Origin of the sequence: Variovorax sp. V15, from assembly GCF_041154425.1 — a bacterium.
Taxonomy (GTDB): domain Bacteria; phylum Pseudomonadota; class Gammaproteobacteria; order Burkholderiales; family Burkholderiaceae_C; genus Variovorax; species Variovorax guangxiensis.
Genome location: NZ_AP028659.1, coordinates 4,757,915 through 4,774,282 on the forward strand (window position 1 = coordinate 4,757,915; position 16,368 = coordinate 4,774,282).

Here is a 16,368-nt window from a genome sequence, read left to right on the forward strand (position 1 = left end):
GATTCAGCGCCCCTGGAACACGGGCTTGCGCTTCTCGACGAAGGCGCGCATGCCTTCCTTGCGGTCCTCGCTGTCCACCAGCATGGCCGCGGCATAGCGCTCGTACTCAAGGCCGCTGTCCAGGTCGGTCTGCATGCCGCGGTTGACGGCCCGCTTGACGAAGCGCACCGCCAGCGGCGGCATCTCGCCGATCTGCTGCGCGAGGGCGATGGCGGCCGGCAGCAGCTCGGCGCCGGGCAGCACCTGCGTGACCAAGCCGTAGTCGAGGGCCTTGGCTGCATCGATCTGCGCGGCCGTGAACATCAGCGCCTTGGCGCGCGCCTCGCCGATCAGCCGCGGCAGCCGCTGCGTGCCGCCCGCTGCGGGAAGCACGCCGAGCTTCACTTCGGGAAGGCCCAGCCGTGCATGGTCGGCCGCCAGCCGCAGGTCGCAGCACAGCGCCAGTTCGAGGCCGCCGCCGAGCGCGACACCGTTGATCGCCGCGAGAGTGGGCTTCTCGAATTCCTCGATGCCGCGGAACAGGTCGTGCGTCGCCTTCTGGGCGACGAAGAAGTCGGTGGCGCAGATCTGGTGGTCGGCGCGTTCCTTGATGTCGGCGCCGGCGCAGAAGGCGCGCTCGCCGGCGCCCGTGAGCACCACCGCGCGCACGCGCTGGTCGGCACGCGCCAGGTCGAAGAAGGCGTGGGCGAGGTCGGGCTTCATCGTGCCGCCCAGCGTGTTCATGCGGTCGGGCCGGTTGAGCGTGACGATGGCCACGTGCCCTTCGACACGGTAAGTGAGCGTCGAGAGTTCGACGAGGTCGGGGCGGTTTTTTTCTTCAGGCATGGTGTTTCCTTGCGAGTTCTTGCGCTGTCATGCCGTGGCGCGGGAGAGCACGTGCGCGATGGCCACCGACCCGAGCCCGATCATGTGAGCCATGCCCCAGCTCGCACCCTCATGCTGCCGGTCGCCGGCCTCGCCGCGAAGCTGCCGCGTGATCTCCGCGATCTGGCCGATGCCGGTGGGGCCCAGCGGGTGCCCCATGCCGATAAGGCCGCCCGATGCGTTGATCGCGCAGCGCCCGCCGATGCGCGAGTCGCCGCGCAGCAGGTATGCAGCGCCCTCGCCCTGCTCGCACACGCCGATGGCTTCGCTGTAGAGCAGTTCCTCCACCGAGAAGGCGTCGTGCAGTTCCAGCAGGTCCAGCCGGCTTGCGGGAATCGCCGCCTGTTCGAGCGCCGCGCGGGCGCTGGCGCGCACGAGGTCGACCGCCGCAGCGCCGTAGGAGGTCTCGGGTGTTTCGCTGCACGCGGTCGAGGCGCGCACGCGCACGCAGCGGGAAGCGTCCAGGCCCAGACGGCGCAGCGCGCGCCCCGACACGACGATGACGGCCGCGGCGCCTTCGCCGCGCGGGCAGCATTGCTGCACGGTCAGGTCGCCCGCCACGGCCGGCGAGGCAAGCACCTGTTCGAGGGTGCGCGGCTTGCGGAACTGCGCGAAGGGGTTGCGGGCGGCGTTGCCATGGTTCTTCACCGCGACCTGCGCCATGGAGGCCGCGTCCGCACCGCGTTCGCGCAGGTAGGTGCGGGCCATCATCGCGAACTTCACGGCAGGCACGTTGGCCGTCTCGCTCAGCCGGGCGAGGCCTTCCTTGTCGGCCGCGCGCCGGGCGTCGCCGTGCTTGTCCACGCCCACCGCCAGCACCACGTCGCTGACGCCGCGCGCCACCTCCATGCACGCCTGCCGGAAAGCGAACGAGCCCGATGCCGATGCGTTCTCGACCTGCGTGACCGCGAGCCCGCTGGAGCCGAGGTGCCGCAGCATCACGCGCCCGGCCGCCATGCCGATGGAGGTGGTGCCCACGTAGGCGCTGTTCACCTGCGGCCAGGCCAGGCCCGCGTCCGCCAGCGCGGCGCGCACCGCGGTCAGGCCCAGGTGCGTGTAGGGGGTCTCGCTCGGGAACTGGTACGCGTGCATGCCGATGCCGGCCACGTACACGCCTTCGTTGTCGTCGATCCAGTTGCTCATCGCGCCGCTCCTTCAGCCGGAACGAAGCGGCAGGCGAAAGTCTCGCCGCCCGGCTGCGCCACCGCGACGGCACGCAACGCCATGCCGACATGCAGGACCGACTCGTCGGAGCCGGCGATCACGCCCTCCTCGACGAGCCCGTCCTCGATGAGAATGTCGGCGGCGATGCGCGGCACCTCCATGCCGGGCAGCAGTGGCACGTGCAGCGTGACGTACTCCAGCAGCTTGCCGCCGCCGGGACGCGCCACTTTCTCGGCGCCCTGCAGCGGATCGCCGCAGTGGCTGCAGCCGGGCACGTTGGCGGGAAAGACGAGCTTTCGGCACGCCGGACATTGCGCATAGAGGAACTCCAGCGACTCGCCGTCGGGCGCGAGCTGGTAGAGCGTCGGATGCTGTGGCTGCAGGCCACGCAGGTCAGTGGTCATAGAAACGGATTTCCCGGTTGTCGAAAAAAGAGGAGTTGGGGGGTGCGGCGCGCGTGCTACTCCAGCCTGGCGCCGGAGTTCTGCACCACCTCGCGCCAGCGCGTCATCTCGGACTTGACGAAGGCGTCGAGCTTCTCGCCGCGCATGCCGCGCATCGGCACGCTGCCGAACTTCTCGGTGGCGGCCAGGACTTCCGGATTCACGATGACTTCCGCCATGGCGTCGGCAAGGCGCTTGACGATGGGCGCGGGCGTCTTCGACGAGACGAACATGGCACCCCATGCGCTCGACTCGGCGCCGGGGTAGCCCAGTTCGGCGACGGTCGGCAGGTCGGGCGCGCTGCCCAGGCGCGACTTGCCGGTCACGGCCAGCGCCTTGAGCTTGCCCGACTGCACGAAGGGCAGCACCACGGCCGCGTAATCGAAGGCCAGGTCGAGGTTGCCGGCGATCAGGTCGGTCAACGCGGGGCTGCTGCCCTTGTAGGGCACGTGCGTCATCTTGATGCCCGCGGTCGTCTGGAAGAGCTCCGCCGTCAGGTGCGTGGCCGTGCCCGCGCCCGCCGAGCCGAAGTTGAGCTTGCCGGGGTTCTGTTTGGCGTACGCCACCAGCTCGGGCACCGTCTTGAACGGCTTGTTCGGGTTGATGACCAGGATCAGCGGCGATTCCGACATGCCGTGCACGGGCGTGAAGTCCTTGACCGGGTCGTAGCGCACGTTCTTGTAGAGCGCGAGGTTCGCCGCGTGCGTGCCCTGCGTGCCGTAGATCAGCGTGTAGCCGTCCGCCGGTTGGCGCACCGCATATTCCACGCCGATGGAGCCGCCGGCACCGGGGCGGTTGTCGACGACCACCTGCTGGCCGAGCTTCTCGCCCAGCTTCAGCGCAAGCAGGCGGGAAGTGTTGTCGGTGATGCCGCCGGGTGGAAACGGCACGACGAAGGTCAGCGGCTTCGAAGGCCAGCCGTCGGCTTCGCCAGCCGCATGCACTGCAGTGGCGAGGAGGAGCGCGCTGCTGGCAGCGACGAGAGCTTTGAGGAAGGTTTTCAAGGGTTGTCTCCGGGTTTTGTGACGCTATTCGATTGCGTTTTTTCTACGAATAGACGTAGACTACTTCAACCCATCGTTGTTTGACAACCGTGTTTTCTGCTTCTTCCAGGAAATTATTCAGCTGAGATCGCCGGTAAATGCATGACTCCCGTAGCTATGATCGATAACTTCTACGACCTATCGGAGGATTCATGCCAACCATCGTCCCTGCAGCTGCCCGCACGATGACCCTGCTCGAAGTCTTTGCGCGCGAAAAACGCGAGCTGTCCAACTCGGACCTGGCCCGTCTCATGGACCTGCCCGAGAGCAGCTGCTCCGACCTGCTGCACACGCTGCACGAGCTGGGCTACCTGCTGCGCACCGCGCGCAGCCGGCGCTTCTATCCAACCGCGCGCCTGCTCACCGTTGCCAAGGAAATCTCCGCGAGCGACCCCCTGTACGCAGTGGGTGCCGAGGCCTGCGAGCTGCTGCGCGACCGCACCGGCGAGACCGGCCTGTGCGGCCGGCTGGAGAACGGCGTCGTGAAAGTCATCGCGCTGAGCGAAGGCCGCCACGCGCTGCGCTACATGCAGCACGTGGGCGACAAGCTCGCGCTGCACGTTTCCGCCCTCGGCAAGGCGATCCTCGCGGTCGGCACGCCGGAGGAGGCGGCGCGCCAGCTGCGCCTGAAGCCGCTGCGCGTGCTGGCCTCGGGCACGCTCACCGACCTGTCCGAACTCGAAGCGCAGGTGGAACGTGCGCGCGAACAGGGCTGGATCTGGGTCGAGAACGAAGGCAGCGAAGGGCTGACCGCAGTGGCGGTCGCCGGCCAGATCGGCGGCGAGACGCTGGCGCTGTCGGTGGCCGGGCTCACCCATCGCATGCGAGACCAGCGCGAGCGCTGCCTGGAGGCATTGCAGGAGGTCAAGGCCATCGTCTTCCGCAAGCAGGCCGCCGAAGGCGCGACGCGCGAGCAGCCGGCGACGGCAGCGGCCTCTTCTTCAACGGCTTCTTCGCCGGCCTCTTCATCTTCCCGCCGCGGCGCCAAGGCCTCGCCTCCCGCAGAGCCTTGAGCGCGGCCCACCTTCATCACCATCAAACAGGAGACAACGTGTACACCCAGACTGCAGAACAAGCCATGCTGCGCGACAGCATCCGCCGCTTCATGAAGAGCGAGGTCGCCCCCATCGTCGCGCGCCACGACCAGGAGAAGACCTTTCCCTTCGAGCTGCTCAAGCCCCTGTCGGAGTTCGGCTACCTGGGCGGAAGGCTGTCGGAAGAAGAAGGCGGCATGGGCCTGGACCAGCTCACCTGGGCGATGCTGATGGAGGAAGCGGGCTATGCCTGGCTTTCGCTGCGCACCATGCTCAACATCACCAACGCGGCCATCAACAAGCTCGCGGCCGAGGCCACGCCCGCGCAGAAGGAGCGCTTCCTCAAGCCGCTGCTGAACAACGAGCGCCGCTGCTTCAGCGCCATCAGCGAGCCGGGCACGGGCTCCAACATCGCGCAGGTACAGACTCGCGCCGACCTGCAGGGCGACCACTACGTGCTCAACGGCCGCAAGCTGTGGATCACCAACGGCGCCTTCGGCGACTTCGGCATCGTGGTGGCCCGCACCTTCAGCCCAGACTGCCAGGGCCAGCTCTCCACTTTCCTCGTCGAGCGCGACGTGTCGCCTTACGAGATGCGACGCGTCGACACGATGGTGCTGCGCAGCACCGGCACGGCCGAGCTGGGCTTCGACAACGTCAAGGTGCCGCGCGAGAACCTGCTGGGCGAGGAAGGCGGCGCGCTCAAGAAGATGCTGATCGGCCTGGACAGCGCGCGCGTGAACATCGCGATGGGTGCCGTGGGCGCCGCGCAGTCGGCGCTCGACCTCTCCATCGACTACGCGCGCACGCGCACGCAGTTCGGCAAGCCCATCGGCAGCTTCCAGCTGGTGCAGAAGCTGATCGTCGACATGACGATCCGCGTGGAGGCCGCGCGCGCCCTGGGCCTGCGCGCCGCAGCCGCGCTCGACTCGGGCCACGACGCACGCACCGCCGCGTCCATCGCCAAGCTCTACGCCACAGAAGCCGCCCACGAGGTGGCCAGCATGGCGCTGCAGGTACACGGCGGCCTGGGCTACGCCACCGACTACCCGATCGAGCGGATCTTCCGCGACACCCGCGGCGGGACCATTCCGGAAGGCACGACCGAAGTGCAGACGCTGATCGTCGGGCGCGAGATCCTCGGCATCTCGGCCATCGCCTGAACGCCGCGGGAGTCGCACAGCATGACCCATCCGGCCTTCAGCACCGACCTGTCTCGCCTCATCAATCCGCGCGCCATCGCCCTCGTCGGCGCCTCCGAGCGGCCGCAGAGCATCGGCGGGCGCACCCTGAGCAACCTGCTCGACCATTCGCAGATCGACGGCGAGCTCTACCTGGTCAACCCCACCAAGAGCGAACTGCGCGGCCATCGCTGCTGGCCCAGCATCGCCTCGCTGCCGCAGACACCCGACGTCGCCGTGATCGCCGTGCCCGCTTCGGGCGTCATCGCGGTGATGGAGGAATGCGCGGCCCGGCGCGTGCCCTTCGCGATCATCCTCACCTCGGGCTTCGGCGAGGCCGGTGCCGAGGGCCAACGCGCCCAGGCCCGGCTCAAGGAGATCGCCGAGCAGGCCGGCATGCGCATCTACGGCCCGAACTGCCCGGGCCTGACCAACGTCAATGCCCGCCTGGGCATGACCTTCTCGCCGTCGTTCCCGCATGACCTGGTCAAGGGCCCGATCGGCCTGGCCACGCAGGGCGGCGGCCTGGGACGCAACGTGATGCAGGCCATGGAGCGCGGCATCGGCATCGGCCTGTGGGCCTCCACCGGCAACGAGGTCGACCTGCAGGTGGCCGACTTCATCCACTACATGGCGACCGCGCCGGACATCAAGGTGATCGTGACCTTGCTCGAAGGCATCAAGGACGGCCCGCGCTTCCTGGCCGCGCTCCAGTGCGCGGCGGACAACGGCAAGCCGGTGATCGCGCTGAAGGTCGGCAAGTCGGAGTACGGCCAGCGCGCCGCGCAGTCGCACACAGCTTCGCTGACAGGCTCGGCCGAGGTCAACAGCGCGGTGTTCCGCCAGTACGGCGTGATCGAGGTCGACGACATCGACGAACTGGTCGACACGGCCTGGCTCTTCGCGCGCGCCATGCCCGGCGAACGCGAAGCGATCGGCGTGTACTGCTCCTCGGGCGGCACCACCGCGCTGACCGCCGATGCGGTGGGCACCGCCGGCCTCACGCTGGCCGAGTTCGCGCCCGAGACCACGGAGCTGCTTCGCAGCAAGCTGCCCGACTACGCGGCCATCAACAACCCGGTCGACACCACGGCCGCCGTGCTCAGCGACGCCGACCTCGTCGAGAGCACGCTCGGCGCGGTGGCGGCGGACCCCAACACGGGCTGCGTGGTCACGCCGATCGCACTCGACTACGGCGAGACCACCATCCGCATGGCGCAGACCATCATCGCCGCGCAGCAGCGCGTGCGCAGCCCCATCGTGCCGATCTGGATGAGCGACCGGCTCGGCGAGGGATACCGCATGCTGGTGGAAGCCGGCTTCGCGCCGCCGCGCTCGGTCGGCAAGGCGATCGCCGCGATCCGGCGCTGGACCGAATGGGGCCGCTGGCACCGCAGCGCGGCGGGCCGCCCGGCGCGCCGCCTTCCGGCCGCAGTGCCAGCGGCGCAGAACGAGGTGCGCAACCTCTCGGAACTGCAGGCCAAAGCCCTGCTGGAGAAGGCCGGCATCCCGCTGCTGCCCGTGGCCGTGGCGCGCACGCGTGAAGAAGCGCGCCGTATCGCCGACGGCATGGGCTATCCGGTGGTCGCGAAGATCGCGAGCCCCGACATCCTGCACAAGTCGGACATCGGCGGCGTGCGCGTCGGCATCGCCGACGGCGCGCAGCTGGCGCTGGCATGGGACGACATCATGGCCTCGGCCCGGCATCACAAGCCCGATGCGGCCATCGACGGCCTGCTGATCGAGAAGATGGCGCCGGGCGGCGGTGTGGAGCTGATGGCGGGCGTCACGCGCGATCCGGTGTTCGGGCATGTGATGACATTCGGCCTGGGCGGGGTCTACGTGGAGATCCTGCGCGACGTCACGCGCCGGCTGCTCCCGCTGAGCCCCGAGGATGCCGCTTCGATGGTGCGCGAGATGCGCTGCTTCCCCGTGCTCGACGGCGCGCGCGGCCGCCCCGTGGCCGACGTGCCCGCGCTGGAGCGGCTGCTGCTGGGTGTGTCCGAGTTCGTGACGACGAACGCCGAGCGCATCGAGGAGATGGACCTCAACCCGATCTGGGTCGGCGCCCGGGGCGAAGGCGCCCTGCCGCTGGACGCGGTGATCGTCGAGCGAGGGGCAGCGTGAGCGCCGGCGGCCCGCTCGCGGGCGTCACCGTGCTCGACTTCAGCGAACTTCTGCCCGGCCCCTTCTTCACGCAGAACCTCGCGGAGATGGGCGCGCGCGTCATCAAGATCGAGCGCCCGCCCGGCGGCGACAACGCGCGGCGCATGGGGCCGGGCGGCTTCGAGGCGGTCAACCGGGGCAAGCTCAGCCTGCTCGCGGACCTGAAGGACGAGGCGCAGCGCGCCCGCGTGCACGAGCTCGTGGCGCAGGCCGACGTGCTGGTGGAGTCGTACCGCCCCGGCGTGATGGCGCGCCTGGGCCTGGACTACGCGAGCCTTCGCGAGCGCTTCCCGCGCCTGGTGTACGTCTCCCTCAGCGGCTATGGCCAGCAGGGGCCCTGGGCGCAGCTGCCGGGCCACGACATCAACTACCTCGCCGCGTCGGGCGCGCTCGCGGTCTCGGGCGAACCCGGCGGCCCGCCCACGCAGAACTTTGGCCTGCCGGTGGCAGACCTGTGCGGCTCGATGTATGCGCTGTCGTCCACGCTGGCGGCGCTGCTGCAGCGCGAACGCACGGGCCGGGGCCAGCACCTGGACGTGGCCCTGGCCGACTGCGTGCTGCACTGGATGAACCCACGCCTGGGCGCCTACCGCGCCGACGGCGCGGACAGCCTCGAGCGCCAGCGCGCGTCCACGCAGCTGAAGCCCGCGTACGGCAGCTTCCGCTGCCGCGACGGGCAGCACCTGAGCGTCGCCGCGCTCGAAGACCATTTCTGGGCGCGGCTCTGCCAGGTGCTCGACATGGGCGACTTCACAGGCGATGCCTACCGCTCGCTGGGCGCGCGCAAGAAGCAGGCACAGGCCATCAACGACCGCATCGCGCAGCAGCTTGCCACACGCGATTCGGCCGAAGTCTTCGAGACGATGGCCCGCAACGACCTGCCCGTCGCGCCCGTGGTGTCGCCCGCAGATCTCGCTGCGCTTCCTCAGTTCGCGCAGCGCGGCCTGCTCAACGGCGCCGAGGCGCTGTCGCTGGTGCGCTTTCCGGTGCCGCTCGCGGGCGTCGATCCGTCGGCGTTGGGCGACGCGCCCGGCCTCGACAACGCACGCCAGCTGCTGCAGTGAGCCAGCCACCGCTGCCCACGCGGCTGACGCGGCTCTTCGGCCTGGCCTATCCGATCCTCGGCGGCGGGCTGATGTGGCTCTCGGACGCGCGCTATGTGGGCGCGCTGACCAACGCAGGCTGCATGGGCTTCATCACCCCGCGCTCCTTCGATGATGAAGCCGCGTTGCGCGAGCAACTGCGGCGCTGCAGCCAGATCACCAGAGGCCGCCCTTTCGGCGTCAACCTCACGCTGTCGGCGCGCCCGCAGGCCAACGCCGGTGTGCGGGCTTCGCTGGAGACCGCGCTCGAACATGGCGTGCGGCACTTCGAGACCGCGGGCTACGCGCCCGATGCGCTGATCAGGGCCATCCACGAAGCCGGTGGCATCGTGATCCACAAGGCATCGAGCGTGCGGCATGCTCTCGCCGCCCAGGCGGCCGGCGCCGATGCGGTCGCGCTGGTCGGCATGGAGGAAGGCGGGCACCCCGGCGCCAACGAGCTGCCGACCATGCTGATGGGCGCGCTGGCCACGGCGCGCGGGCAGTTCCACGTTCCGCTGGTGCTTGGCGGCGGCATAGGCCATGGCAGCCAGATCGCCGCCGCGCTCGCGCTGGGCGCCGACGGCGTGCTGATGGGAAGCCGCTTCCTCGTGAGCGACGAGGTGTCTGCCCACGCCGCCTACAAGAACCACCTGCTGGATTGCGACGAGCACAGCACCGTGCGCCTGCTGCACACGCTGGGCAACACCTGGCGCGTGCTGCGCAACGACACCGCCGCGCAGGTCGACGCCATCGAGCGCGCCGGCGCGGCCGAACACGCCGCCTTCGGCACCCTGCTCGACAGCCGCGTGGCGCGCGACCGCTGCTACGGCGACGGCGACTGGCGCGGCGGCATGCTCTCGCTCGGGCCCGCCATCGGCTTCGCCACGCGCACCGAGCCGCTGGCCGCGATCGTCGAGGAACTCATCCGGCAAACGCGCGCCGCGCTGGCGCACCTGAACGCATCGACCGCACTGCAATGACCAAAGCACTTCCCTTCCTCGATCGACTGGCGCTGCCGCTGATCGCCGCGCCCATGCTTCGTGTCTCCGGCATCGAACTGGTGTCCGCCGCTTGCACCGCAGGCGTGATCGGCGCCTTTCCGACGGCCAACTGCCAGACGCTCGACGAATTCGATGCCTGGCTCACCCGCCTGGACGAAGAAGCCGCCGCCGCACCTGGACGCACGGCGCCCTACTGCCCCAACCTCATCATGCGGCGCGACCCCGCGCGTGTGATGGCCGAGGTCGAGCTCATCGCACGGCACCGCGCGCAGCTCGTGATCACCAGCGTGGGCTCGCCCGCCGCGGTGGTGCCGCGCCTGCACGAAGGCGGCTGCCGGGTGTTCGCCGACGTGGCCTCGCTGCACCATGCGGTGCGCGCCGTCGAGTCGGGTGTCGACGGCCTCGTGCTGCTCACTGCGGGCGCCGGCGGCCACACCGGCTGGGCGAACCCCTTCGCCTTCGTGCGCGCGGTGCGCGGGGTGTTCGACGGACCCATCGTGCTGGCCGGCGGGCTGTCGGACGGTGTGGCCCTGCGCGCCGCCAAGGAGCTGGGCTGCGACCTCGGCATCATGGGCACCCGCTTCATCGCCACGCAGGAGAGCCTGGCGAGCGACGAGTACCGGCGCATGCTGGTCGACAGCTCGATCGACGACGTGCTCCTCACGCGCGGCTTCACCGGCCTGCCCGCCAGTTTCCTGGCGCCCTCGGCACGGCGGCTGGGCATCGACATCTCGACGCTCGACGAAGGCATCTCGGTGGAGGAAGCGAGAAGACGCTACGGCGGCGGCGCCAATGCGGCGCCCAGCCAGCGCTGGACGGACATCTGGAGCGCGGGCCACTCGGTGTCGGGCGTGCGCGCCGTGCCGACGGTCGCCGAACTGGTGGATGCGCTCGTTCAGGAATACCGCGGCGGCGCGGCCACCGAATCGCGCTCCACGTAGCGCAGCCCGACGCGCGCCCTGCGCTGCGGCAAGCCGTTGTCGGCGATCCGCGTGAGCAGCAGGTCGACCAGGCAGCGCGCGGTCTCGGCCTGATCGATGTCGAGCACGCTCACCGCGGGGTCGTGCTCGGCCGCGAAGGGCGTGTCGCCGATGGCGACCACCGAGATGTCGCGCGGCATCTGGAGCCCGCGCGCGGCGACGGCGCGCAGCGCGCTGTTGAGCATGTGCGTGCCCTGCACGATCAGCGCGGTCGGTCGGTCGGGTCGCGCAAGCAGCTCCGTGACTTCCGTCTTGACCGAGGCCGTGACGCTGCGTGCCTGCACCAGCAGGTCGGGCACGGGCAGGCCCGCGGCCTGGAACGCGGTGCGAAAGCCCTGCACGCGGCGGCGCACCGGCCGCGTGTCGCCCTTCCAGAGCACGAGGGCGATGTCGCGGTGCCCCAGGCCCAGCAGGTGCTCGACCACGCGCCGCACGCCGCCCGCATGGTCGATGAGCACGGCGTCGTGGGCGCCGCTGACCTCGCGGTCGAACACGACGGCCGGCATCGGCAGCACGCGCAGCGCCTCCACCAGCGCCGCGTTGCGCTCGTTGCCGGGCGCGAGGATCACGCCGTCCATGCCACGCTGCGTGAACGTTCCCAACGCCTTCGTCTCGCGATCGACATCGTTGGCGCCGTTGGCCAGCAGCAGCAGGTAGTCGTGGCGCAGGAACTCGTCTTCCAGCGCGCGGAACACCTGCGCATACAGCGGGTTCGAGATGTCGGGCAGCAGGCACCCGACGGTGCGGCTGAGCCGCGAGCGCAGCACGCGCGCCGCGTGGTTGGGCCGGTAGCCCAGCGCCGCCGCCGCCTGGTTGACCTTCTCCTGCGTGGCCGCCGAGGCGCCGGCGCCGTTCATCGCGCGCGATGCACTGCCCAGCGAGACGCCCGCCAGGCGCGCCACGTCGCGCAGATCGATCTTCTGTTTTCCTGCATTCATTCCGATGGAGATTCCCTTGCGAGCAAGGAGACGGGGACTGGGACAGGGTGAATCTTAGGTGACAGCGGGCGAGGGTTTCCACCATTTCGGAAACGTTTCCAAAATCGAACCATGAACGCATTGAAAGACGAAGAAGGAGACGTTCATGCCCTCGCAAGCCATCCAGCCCGAGCAGCAGCTTTTCGCCGAAGCGCTCGGCAACCTCCGACCCTCCGCGCAACGCCTCGCGCAGCGGCGCATCCTGGTGGTGGGCGCGGGCCAGCGCGACATCGACGACCCCGATCCGCCTGTGGGCAACGGCCGCGCGATCTCGCTGCTGTTCGCGCACGAGGGCGCAACGCTGACCTGCGTCGACATCAATCCCACCTCGCTGCAGCAGACCTGCGAGCTGGTGCGCGCATCGGGCGCGACGGCCCATGCCGAGGTGGCCGACGTCTCGCAGCCCGAGGCCGCAGCTTCGACGGTGGAGCGCGCGGTGCAGAAGATGGGCGGCCTCGACGGCCTCGTGATGGTGGTGGGCGTGGCCAGCGGGCTCTCGCTGGACAACCAGACCGCCGAGGCCTGGGACCGAGAGCACGCCACCAACGTGCGCTCGTGCATGCTGTTCGGGCAGCAGGCGCTGCGGCACATGGCGCCCGGCGGCTCCATCGTGCTGCTGTCGTCGATCGCGGCGCTGCGCAACTCCAGCTTCAACCCGGCCTACGAGACAACCAAGGCGGCGCAGGTGTCGCTCGCCCGCTCCATCGCGATGGCGGGTCAGGCCAGGGGCGTGCGCTGCAACAGCATCCTGCCCGGCCTGATGGACACGCCCATCGGCCGCGCGGCGACGCGCCGCAGGTCCGACCGCCTCGCGATGCCGCTGCCCTTCGGCCGCCAGGGAACCGGCTGGGAAGTGGCCTATGCGGCCCTGTTCCTGATGTCGCACGAAGCCTCCTACGTGAACGGCCACGCGCTGGTCGTCGATGGCGGCCTGACCGGCGGCATCGCCGCGCCGCGCGCCTCGGCCTGAGCAAGACCATGCAGCCGCTTCAGAGACGCCGATTCCTCCAGGCAGCCGCCTGCACGGTCGCGGCGCCGCACCTGGGCGCCGCGATGGCGGCGCGCGACGATGCCTACCCCAGCCGCCCCATACGCCTGATCGTGGGCTTTCCGGCGGGCGGCTCGGCCGACCAGTCCTCGCGACGCCTGGCCGAGCAACTGGGCCGCCAGCTGGGCCAGCCGGTGATCGTCGACAACCGTCCGGGGGCCTCCGGAAACATCGCGGCCGCGGCGGCGGCGCGCAGTGCGCCCGACGGCTACACGCTCTTCTACGGCAGCAACGCGACCCACGCGATGAACGTCAGCCTCTATCCGAAGCTGGACTACGACCCGGTGAAGGACTTCGCGCCCATCGCGCTCGAAGGCAAGGTCTACAACGTGCTGTGCGTCAACCCGGCCTTCGAGGCGCGCGACCTCAAGAGCTTTCTGGCCATGGCCAGGGCCAGGCCCGAGCGCATCGCCGTCGCCACGCCCAGCAATGCCACCAGCGGCCATCTTTCGCTGGTGCTGCTCAACCGCGCGGCCAAGGTGCAGCTCGCACACATCCCGTACAAGGGCAGCGCTCCGGCGCTCACCGACGTGCTCGGTGGGCAGGTGCCCGCGATCTTCGACAACGTGGCGGGCAACCTCGCCTACATCCGCAGCGAGAAGATCCGCCCGCTGGCCGTCACCTCGCGCGCCCGGCTGCCGCTGCTGCCACAGGTGCCGACCTTCGAGGAACTGGGCCTGCCCGACTGCGAGATCGCGGCCTGGGGCGGACTGTGGGCGCCCAGCGGCACGCCGCCGCCCGTCATCGACAGGCTCAACCAGGAAGTGAACCGCGCGCTGCAGACCGCGGCGGTGGCCGATCGCATGCGCGAACTGACGATCGAGCCACAGGGCGGCACGCCCCAGGCGCTGGCCGACTTCGCGCGCAGCGAAACCCTCCGGTGGCGCGAAGTGATCCGCGCCGCCGCCATCCGACTCGACTGAAAAAGACCATGGCTCGCATCCCCTACTTCGACCTCGCCCAGGCGCCCGCTGAACTCCACGCACTGCTGGGCGGGCGCCCTCCTCTCAACATCTACCGCATGGTGGCTCACGGCGGCGCCACCGCGCAGGGCTTCCTGGCCCTGGGCTCCAGCATCCTGTGGCACGCCTCGCTGCCGGTATCGCTGCGTGAACTGGTGATCCTGCGCGTCGGCGCGCTGTGCGGCTCCAGCTACGAGGTGACCCAGCACCGGCGCGTGGCCGCGCAGGCCGGCGTGCCGTCCAGCCAGATCGAGGCGGTGCTCGACCATCCGCAAGGCAGCGTCGACAGGGCCCCGTTCAGCGAACTCGAATGCCGCGTGCTCGATTTCACCGACGCCGTGGTGCGCCAGGTCAAGGCGCCGAGCGAGATGTTCGATGCGCTGGCCGCGCAATTGCCGCACCAGCAGCTGATGGAGGTCGTGATGACCATCGGCTACTACATGCTGGTGTGCCGCGTGCTCGAGAACTTCGAGGTCGACCTGGAAGGCAGCGACGTGCTCGCGGGCCACGCCCCGTGGGCCGAGATCCTCAGGCAGAACTGATCCGGGAGACACACATGAGCCTCACCCGACGCCAATTCGCGCTCGCCACCGGCCTGCTTCCGCTCGCGCCGGTGCTGCGCGCCCAGGAGACCTACCCCAGCCGGCCCATCACGCTGGTGGTGCCCTTTTCGGCAGGCAGCGTCGTCGACCTGCAGGCCCGCGTGATCGCGCGCGTGCTCGCCGCGCGACTGGGCCAGCCCATCGTGATCGACAACAAGGTGGGCGTGAGCGGCTCGATCGGTGCGGAATTCGTCTCGCGCGCACCGCCTGACGGCTACACGCTGCTGCTGGGCACGCAAGGCACCCAGGGCACCAACAGCGCGCTGTACAAGACGATCCGCTACGACCCGGTGAAGGACTTCGTGGCCATCCACGGACTCTCGGGCAACCCGAACGTGCTGGTGGTGAACCCCAGGCTCGGCGTCGGTTCGGTGAGTGAACTGGTCGAGCTCGCGAAGAAGAATCCGGGCAAGCTCAACTTCGGCTCGGGCGGCAACGGCACCGGCGGGCACCTGTGCCTGGAGCTGCTGCAGACGCGCACCGGCGCGCGCTTCACGCACGTGCCTTACAAGGCGACTTCGGCGGCACTGGTCGACCTCGTCTCGGGCAACGTCGATGCGATGTTCGACTTCCTCCAGACCGCCGCGCCGCACATCCGCAGCGGCAAGCTGCGCGCACTGGCAGTCACGCGCGGACAGCGCATGCCGATGCTGCCGGAGGTGCCGACCATGGCGGAGGCCGGCTACCCAGGCGTCGAGTCGCTGACCTGGGGCGGGTTCTTCGCGCCCGCGAAGACGCCGGAGCACATCGTCAAGCGCTTGTCGGTGGAGACCTCGGAAGCCCTGCGCTCGCAGGAGGTGAAGAACACGCTCGAATCGGCGGGCGGCTTCATCATCGACATGCCGCATGCGGAGTTCCAGGTCTATGTGGCCAAGGAAGCCGCCAAGTGGACGGAAGTCCTTCGCACGGCGGGAGTGACGCTGGAATGACTGCTGCCTCCACACCGCGCACCCTCGCTGCACCCGCCGTGGCCGCCGTCACCGGCGCGGGCAGCGGCATCGGCCGCGCGCTGGCCCTGGCCTGCGCGGGCGAGGGCATGGCCGTGGCGCTCGCCGACGTGGAGGTCGAGGCGCTCGCAGCCACCGAGGCGCTGGTTCGATCGATGGGCGTGCCCACGCTGGCGCAGCGCTGCGACGTGAGTCGCGCTGCAGACGTCGAGGCTTTCGCACAAGCCTGCGACGACCGCTTCGGCGGCGTCGACTGGCTCTTCAACAATGCGGGCGTCGCGGTGCTCGGGCCCGCCTGGGCCGCGACCGATGCGGACTGGCAGTGGGTGCTGGGCGTGAACGTGCTGGGCGTCGCCAACGGCGTGCGCAGCTTCGTTCCGCGCATGCGCGCACGCGGCCGCCCGGCCCATGTGATCAACACGGCGTCGGCCTCCGGGCTCGCGACGCTGGCGGGCTCCGCCGTGTACAGCGCGAGCAAGCACGCGGTGGTCGCCTTCTCGGAATGCCTCGCGCGCGACCTGGAGCAGGCCGGCTCGCCAATCGGCGTGACCGTGGTCTGCCCTTCGCTGCTGCCCACCGGCATTCACGTGTCCCAGCGCAACCGGCCCGACACCCTCGCCGATACCGTCGCGCCCGCGGCCGCCTACGACGAGCGGGTGCGCGCGGGCATGGCGGCATCCCCCATCGACGCGACGGACGTCGCCTCGGCCACGCTGGCGGCCGTGCGTGCGGGGCGTTTCTACGTCATCCCGCACGCCCACACGGGCGCGTCCGTCGAGAAGCGCATGCGCGCGATCCTTTCCGACTTCGGCAGGGAGCACCCCGACGCGGGGTGAGACGGCGCTTTCTTCCTTCCACACGACGGCCCTGC

Annotated in this window: 16 protein-coding genes; 11 read left to right on the forward strand and 5 right to left on the reverse strand. The window is 70.0% G+C overall.

Annotation, left to right across the window (positions count from 1 at the left end; all coding sequences use genetic code 11):
• Positions 1 to 3: 3 nt before the first annotated feature.
• The 4 genes from ACAM57_RS22595 to ACAM57_RS22610 are packed head-to-tail and all read right to left on the reverse strand — an operon-like array spanning position 4 to position 3,475.
• Positions 4 to 825: an enoyl-CoA hydratase/isomerase family protein gene (locus ACAM57_RS22595; RefSeq protein WP_369659015.1), complete on the reverse strand. Its 822-nt coding sequence runs from the start codon at positions 823 to 825 to the stop codon at positions 4 to 6.
• A gap of 27 nt (positions 826 to 852) precedes the next feature.
• Positions 853 to 2,007, reverse strand: a complete 1,155-nt coding sequence (locus ACAM57_RS22600) for a thiolase family protein (RefSeq protein WP_369659016.1) — start codon at positions 2,005 to 2,007, stop codon at positions 853 to 855.
• Complete coding sequence (locus ACAM57_RS22605) at positions 2,004 to 2,432, reverse strand: Zn-ribbon domain-containing OB-fold protein (protein WP_369659017.1); 429 nt, start codon at positions 2,430 to 2,432, stop codon at positions 2,004 to 2,006. The genes ACAM57_RS22600 and ACAM57_RS22605 overlap by 4 nt, the downstream gene beginning before the upstream one ends.
• Before the next feature lie 56 nt (positions 2,433 to 2,488).
• Entirely contained in the window at positions 2,489 to 3,475 is a 987-nt protein-coding gene (locus ACAM57_RS22610; RefSeq protein ID WP_184635847.1) for a tripartite tricarboxylate transporter substrate binding protein, read from the reverse strand.
• Positions 3,476 to 3,666: 191 nt separating this feature from the next.
• Between ACAM57_RS22610 and ACAM57_RS22615 the strand changes: the two genes are divergently transcribed.
• The 6 genes from ACAM57_RS22615 to ACAM57_RS22640 are packed head-to-tail and all read left to right on the forward strand — an operon-like array spanning position 3,667 to position 10,922.
• Complete coding sequence (locus tag ACAM57_RS22615) at positions 3,667 to 4,527, forward strand: IclR family transcriptional regulator (RefSeq protein WP_126024515.1); 861 nt, start codon at positions 3,667 to 3,669, stop codon at positions 4,525 to 4,527.
• Positions 4,528 to 4,565: 38 nt separating this feature from the next.
• Positions 4,566 to 5,711, forward strand: coding sequence for an acyl-CoA dehydrogenase family protein (locus tag ACAM57_RS22620; protein ID WP_276312265.1), 1,146 nt, complete (start codon positions 4,566 to 4,568; stop codon positions 5,709 to 5,711).
• A 21-nt stretch (positions 5,712 to 5,732) separates the two neighbouring features.
• On the forward strand, positions 5,733 to 7,856 hold the full coding sequence (locus ACAM57_RS22625; protein WP_369659018.1) for an acetate--CoA ligase family protein: 2,124 nt from the start codon (positions 5,733 to 5,735) through the stop codon (positions 7,854 to 7,856).
• Entirely contained in the window at positions 7,853 to 8,959 is a 1,107-nt protein-coding gene (locus ACAM57_RS22630; protein WP_369659019.1) for a CaiB/BaiF CoA transferase family protein, read from the forward strand. The genes ACAM57_RS22625 and ACAM57_RS22630 overlap by 4 nt, the downstream gene beginning before the upstream one ends.
• Positions 8,956 to 9,960, forward strand: a complete 1,005-nt coding sequence (locus tag ACAM57_RS22635) for an NAD(P)H-dependent flavin oxidoreductase (RefSeq protein ID WP_369659020.1) — start codon at positions 8,956 to 8,958, stop codon at positions 9,958 to 9,960. The genes ACAM57_RS22630 and ACAM57_RS22635 overlap by 4 nt, the downstream gene beginning before the upstream one ends.
• On the forward strand, positions 9,957 to 10,922 hold the full coding sequence (locus ACAM57_RS22640) for an NAD(P)H-dependent flavin oxidoreductase (RefSeq protein ID WP_369659021.1): 966 nt from the start codon (positions 9,957 to 9,959) through the stop codon (positions 10,920 to 10,922). The genes ACAM57_RS22635 and ACAM57_RS22640 overlap by 4 nt, the downstream gene beginning before the upstream one ends.
• Here ACAM57_RS22640 and ACAM57_RS22645 read toward each other — a convergent pair.
• Positions 10,877 to 11,899 (reverse strand): substrate-binding domain-containing protein, encoded by a 1,023-nt coding sequence (locus ACAM57_RS22645; RefSeq protein WP_369659022.1) that lies wholly within the window; start codon positions 11,897 to 11,899, stop codon positions 10,877 to 10,879. The genes ACAM57_RS22640 and ACAM57_RS22645 overlap by 46 nt on opposite strands.
• Positions 11,900 to 12,044: 145 nt before the next feature.
• Here ACAM57_RS22645 and ACAM57_RS22650 point away from each other — a divergent pair, with 145 nt between their 5' ends.
• Genes ACAM57_RS22650 through ACAM57_RS22670 form a run of 5 tightly spaced genes read left to right on the forward strand, consistent with a single transcriptional unit; the run spans position 12,045 to position 16,333 of the window.
• The gene (locus tag ACAM57_RS22650; protein ID WP_369659023.1) at positions 12,045 to 12,908 is read left to right on the forward strand and encodes an SDR family NAD(P)-dependent oxidoreductase; all 864 of its coding nucleotides are present in this window, start codon (positions 12,045 to 12,047) and stop codon (positions 12,906 to 12,908) included.
• Positions 12,909 to 12,916: 8 nt separating this feature from the next.
• Positions 12,917 to 13,909 (forward strand): Bug family tripartite tricarboxylate transporter substrate binding protein, encoded by a 993-nt coding sequence (locus ACAM57_RS22655; protein WP_369659024.1) that lies wholly within the window; start codon positions 12,917 to 12,919, stop codon positions 13,907 to 13,909.
• Between the two features lie 8 nt (positions 13,910 to 13,917).
• Positions 13,918 to 14,490, forward strand: coding sequence for a carboxymuconolactone decarboxylase family protein (locus tag ACAM57_RS22660; RefSeq protein WP_369659025.1), 573 nt, complete (start codon positions 13,918 to 13,920; stop codon positions 14,488 to 14,490).
• A gap of 14 nt (positions 14,491 to 14,504) precedes the next feature.
• Positions 14,505 to 15,479, forward strand: a complete 975-nt coding sequence (locus ACAM57_RS22665) for a Bug family tripartite tricarboxylate transporter substrate binding protein (protein WP_369659026.1) — start codon at positions 14,505 to 14,507, stop codon at positions 15,477 to 15,479.
• Positions 15,476 to 16,333, forward strand: coding sequence for an SDR family NAD(P)-dependent oxidoreductase (locus ACAM57_RS22670; protein ID WP_369659027.1), 858 nt, complete (start codon positions 15,476 to 15,478; stop codon positions 16,331 to 16,333). Before ACAM57_RS22665 ends, ACAM57_RS22670 begins: the two co-directional genes overlap by 4 nt.
• The last annotated feature ends 35 nt before the right edge of the window (positions 16,334 to 16,368 follow it).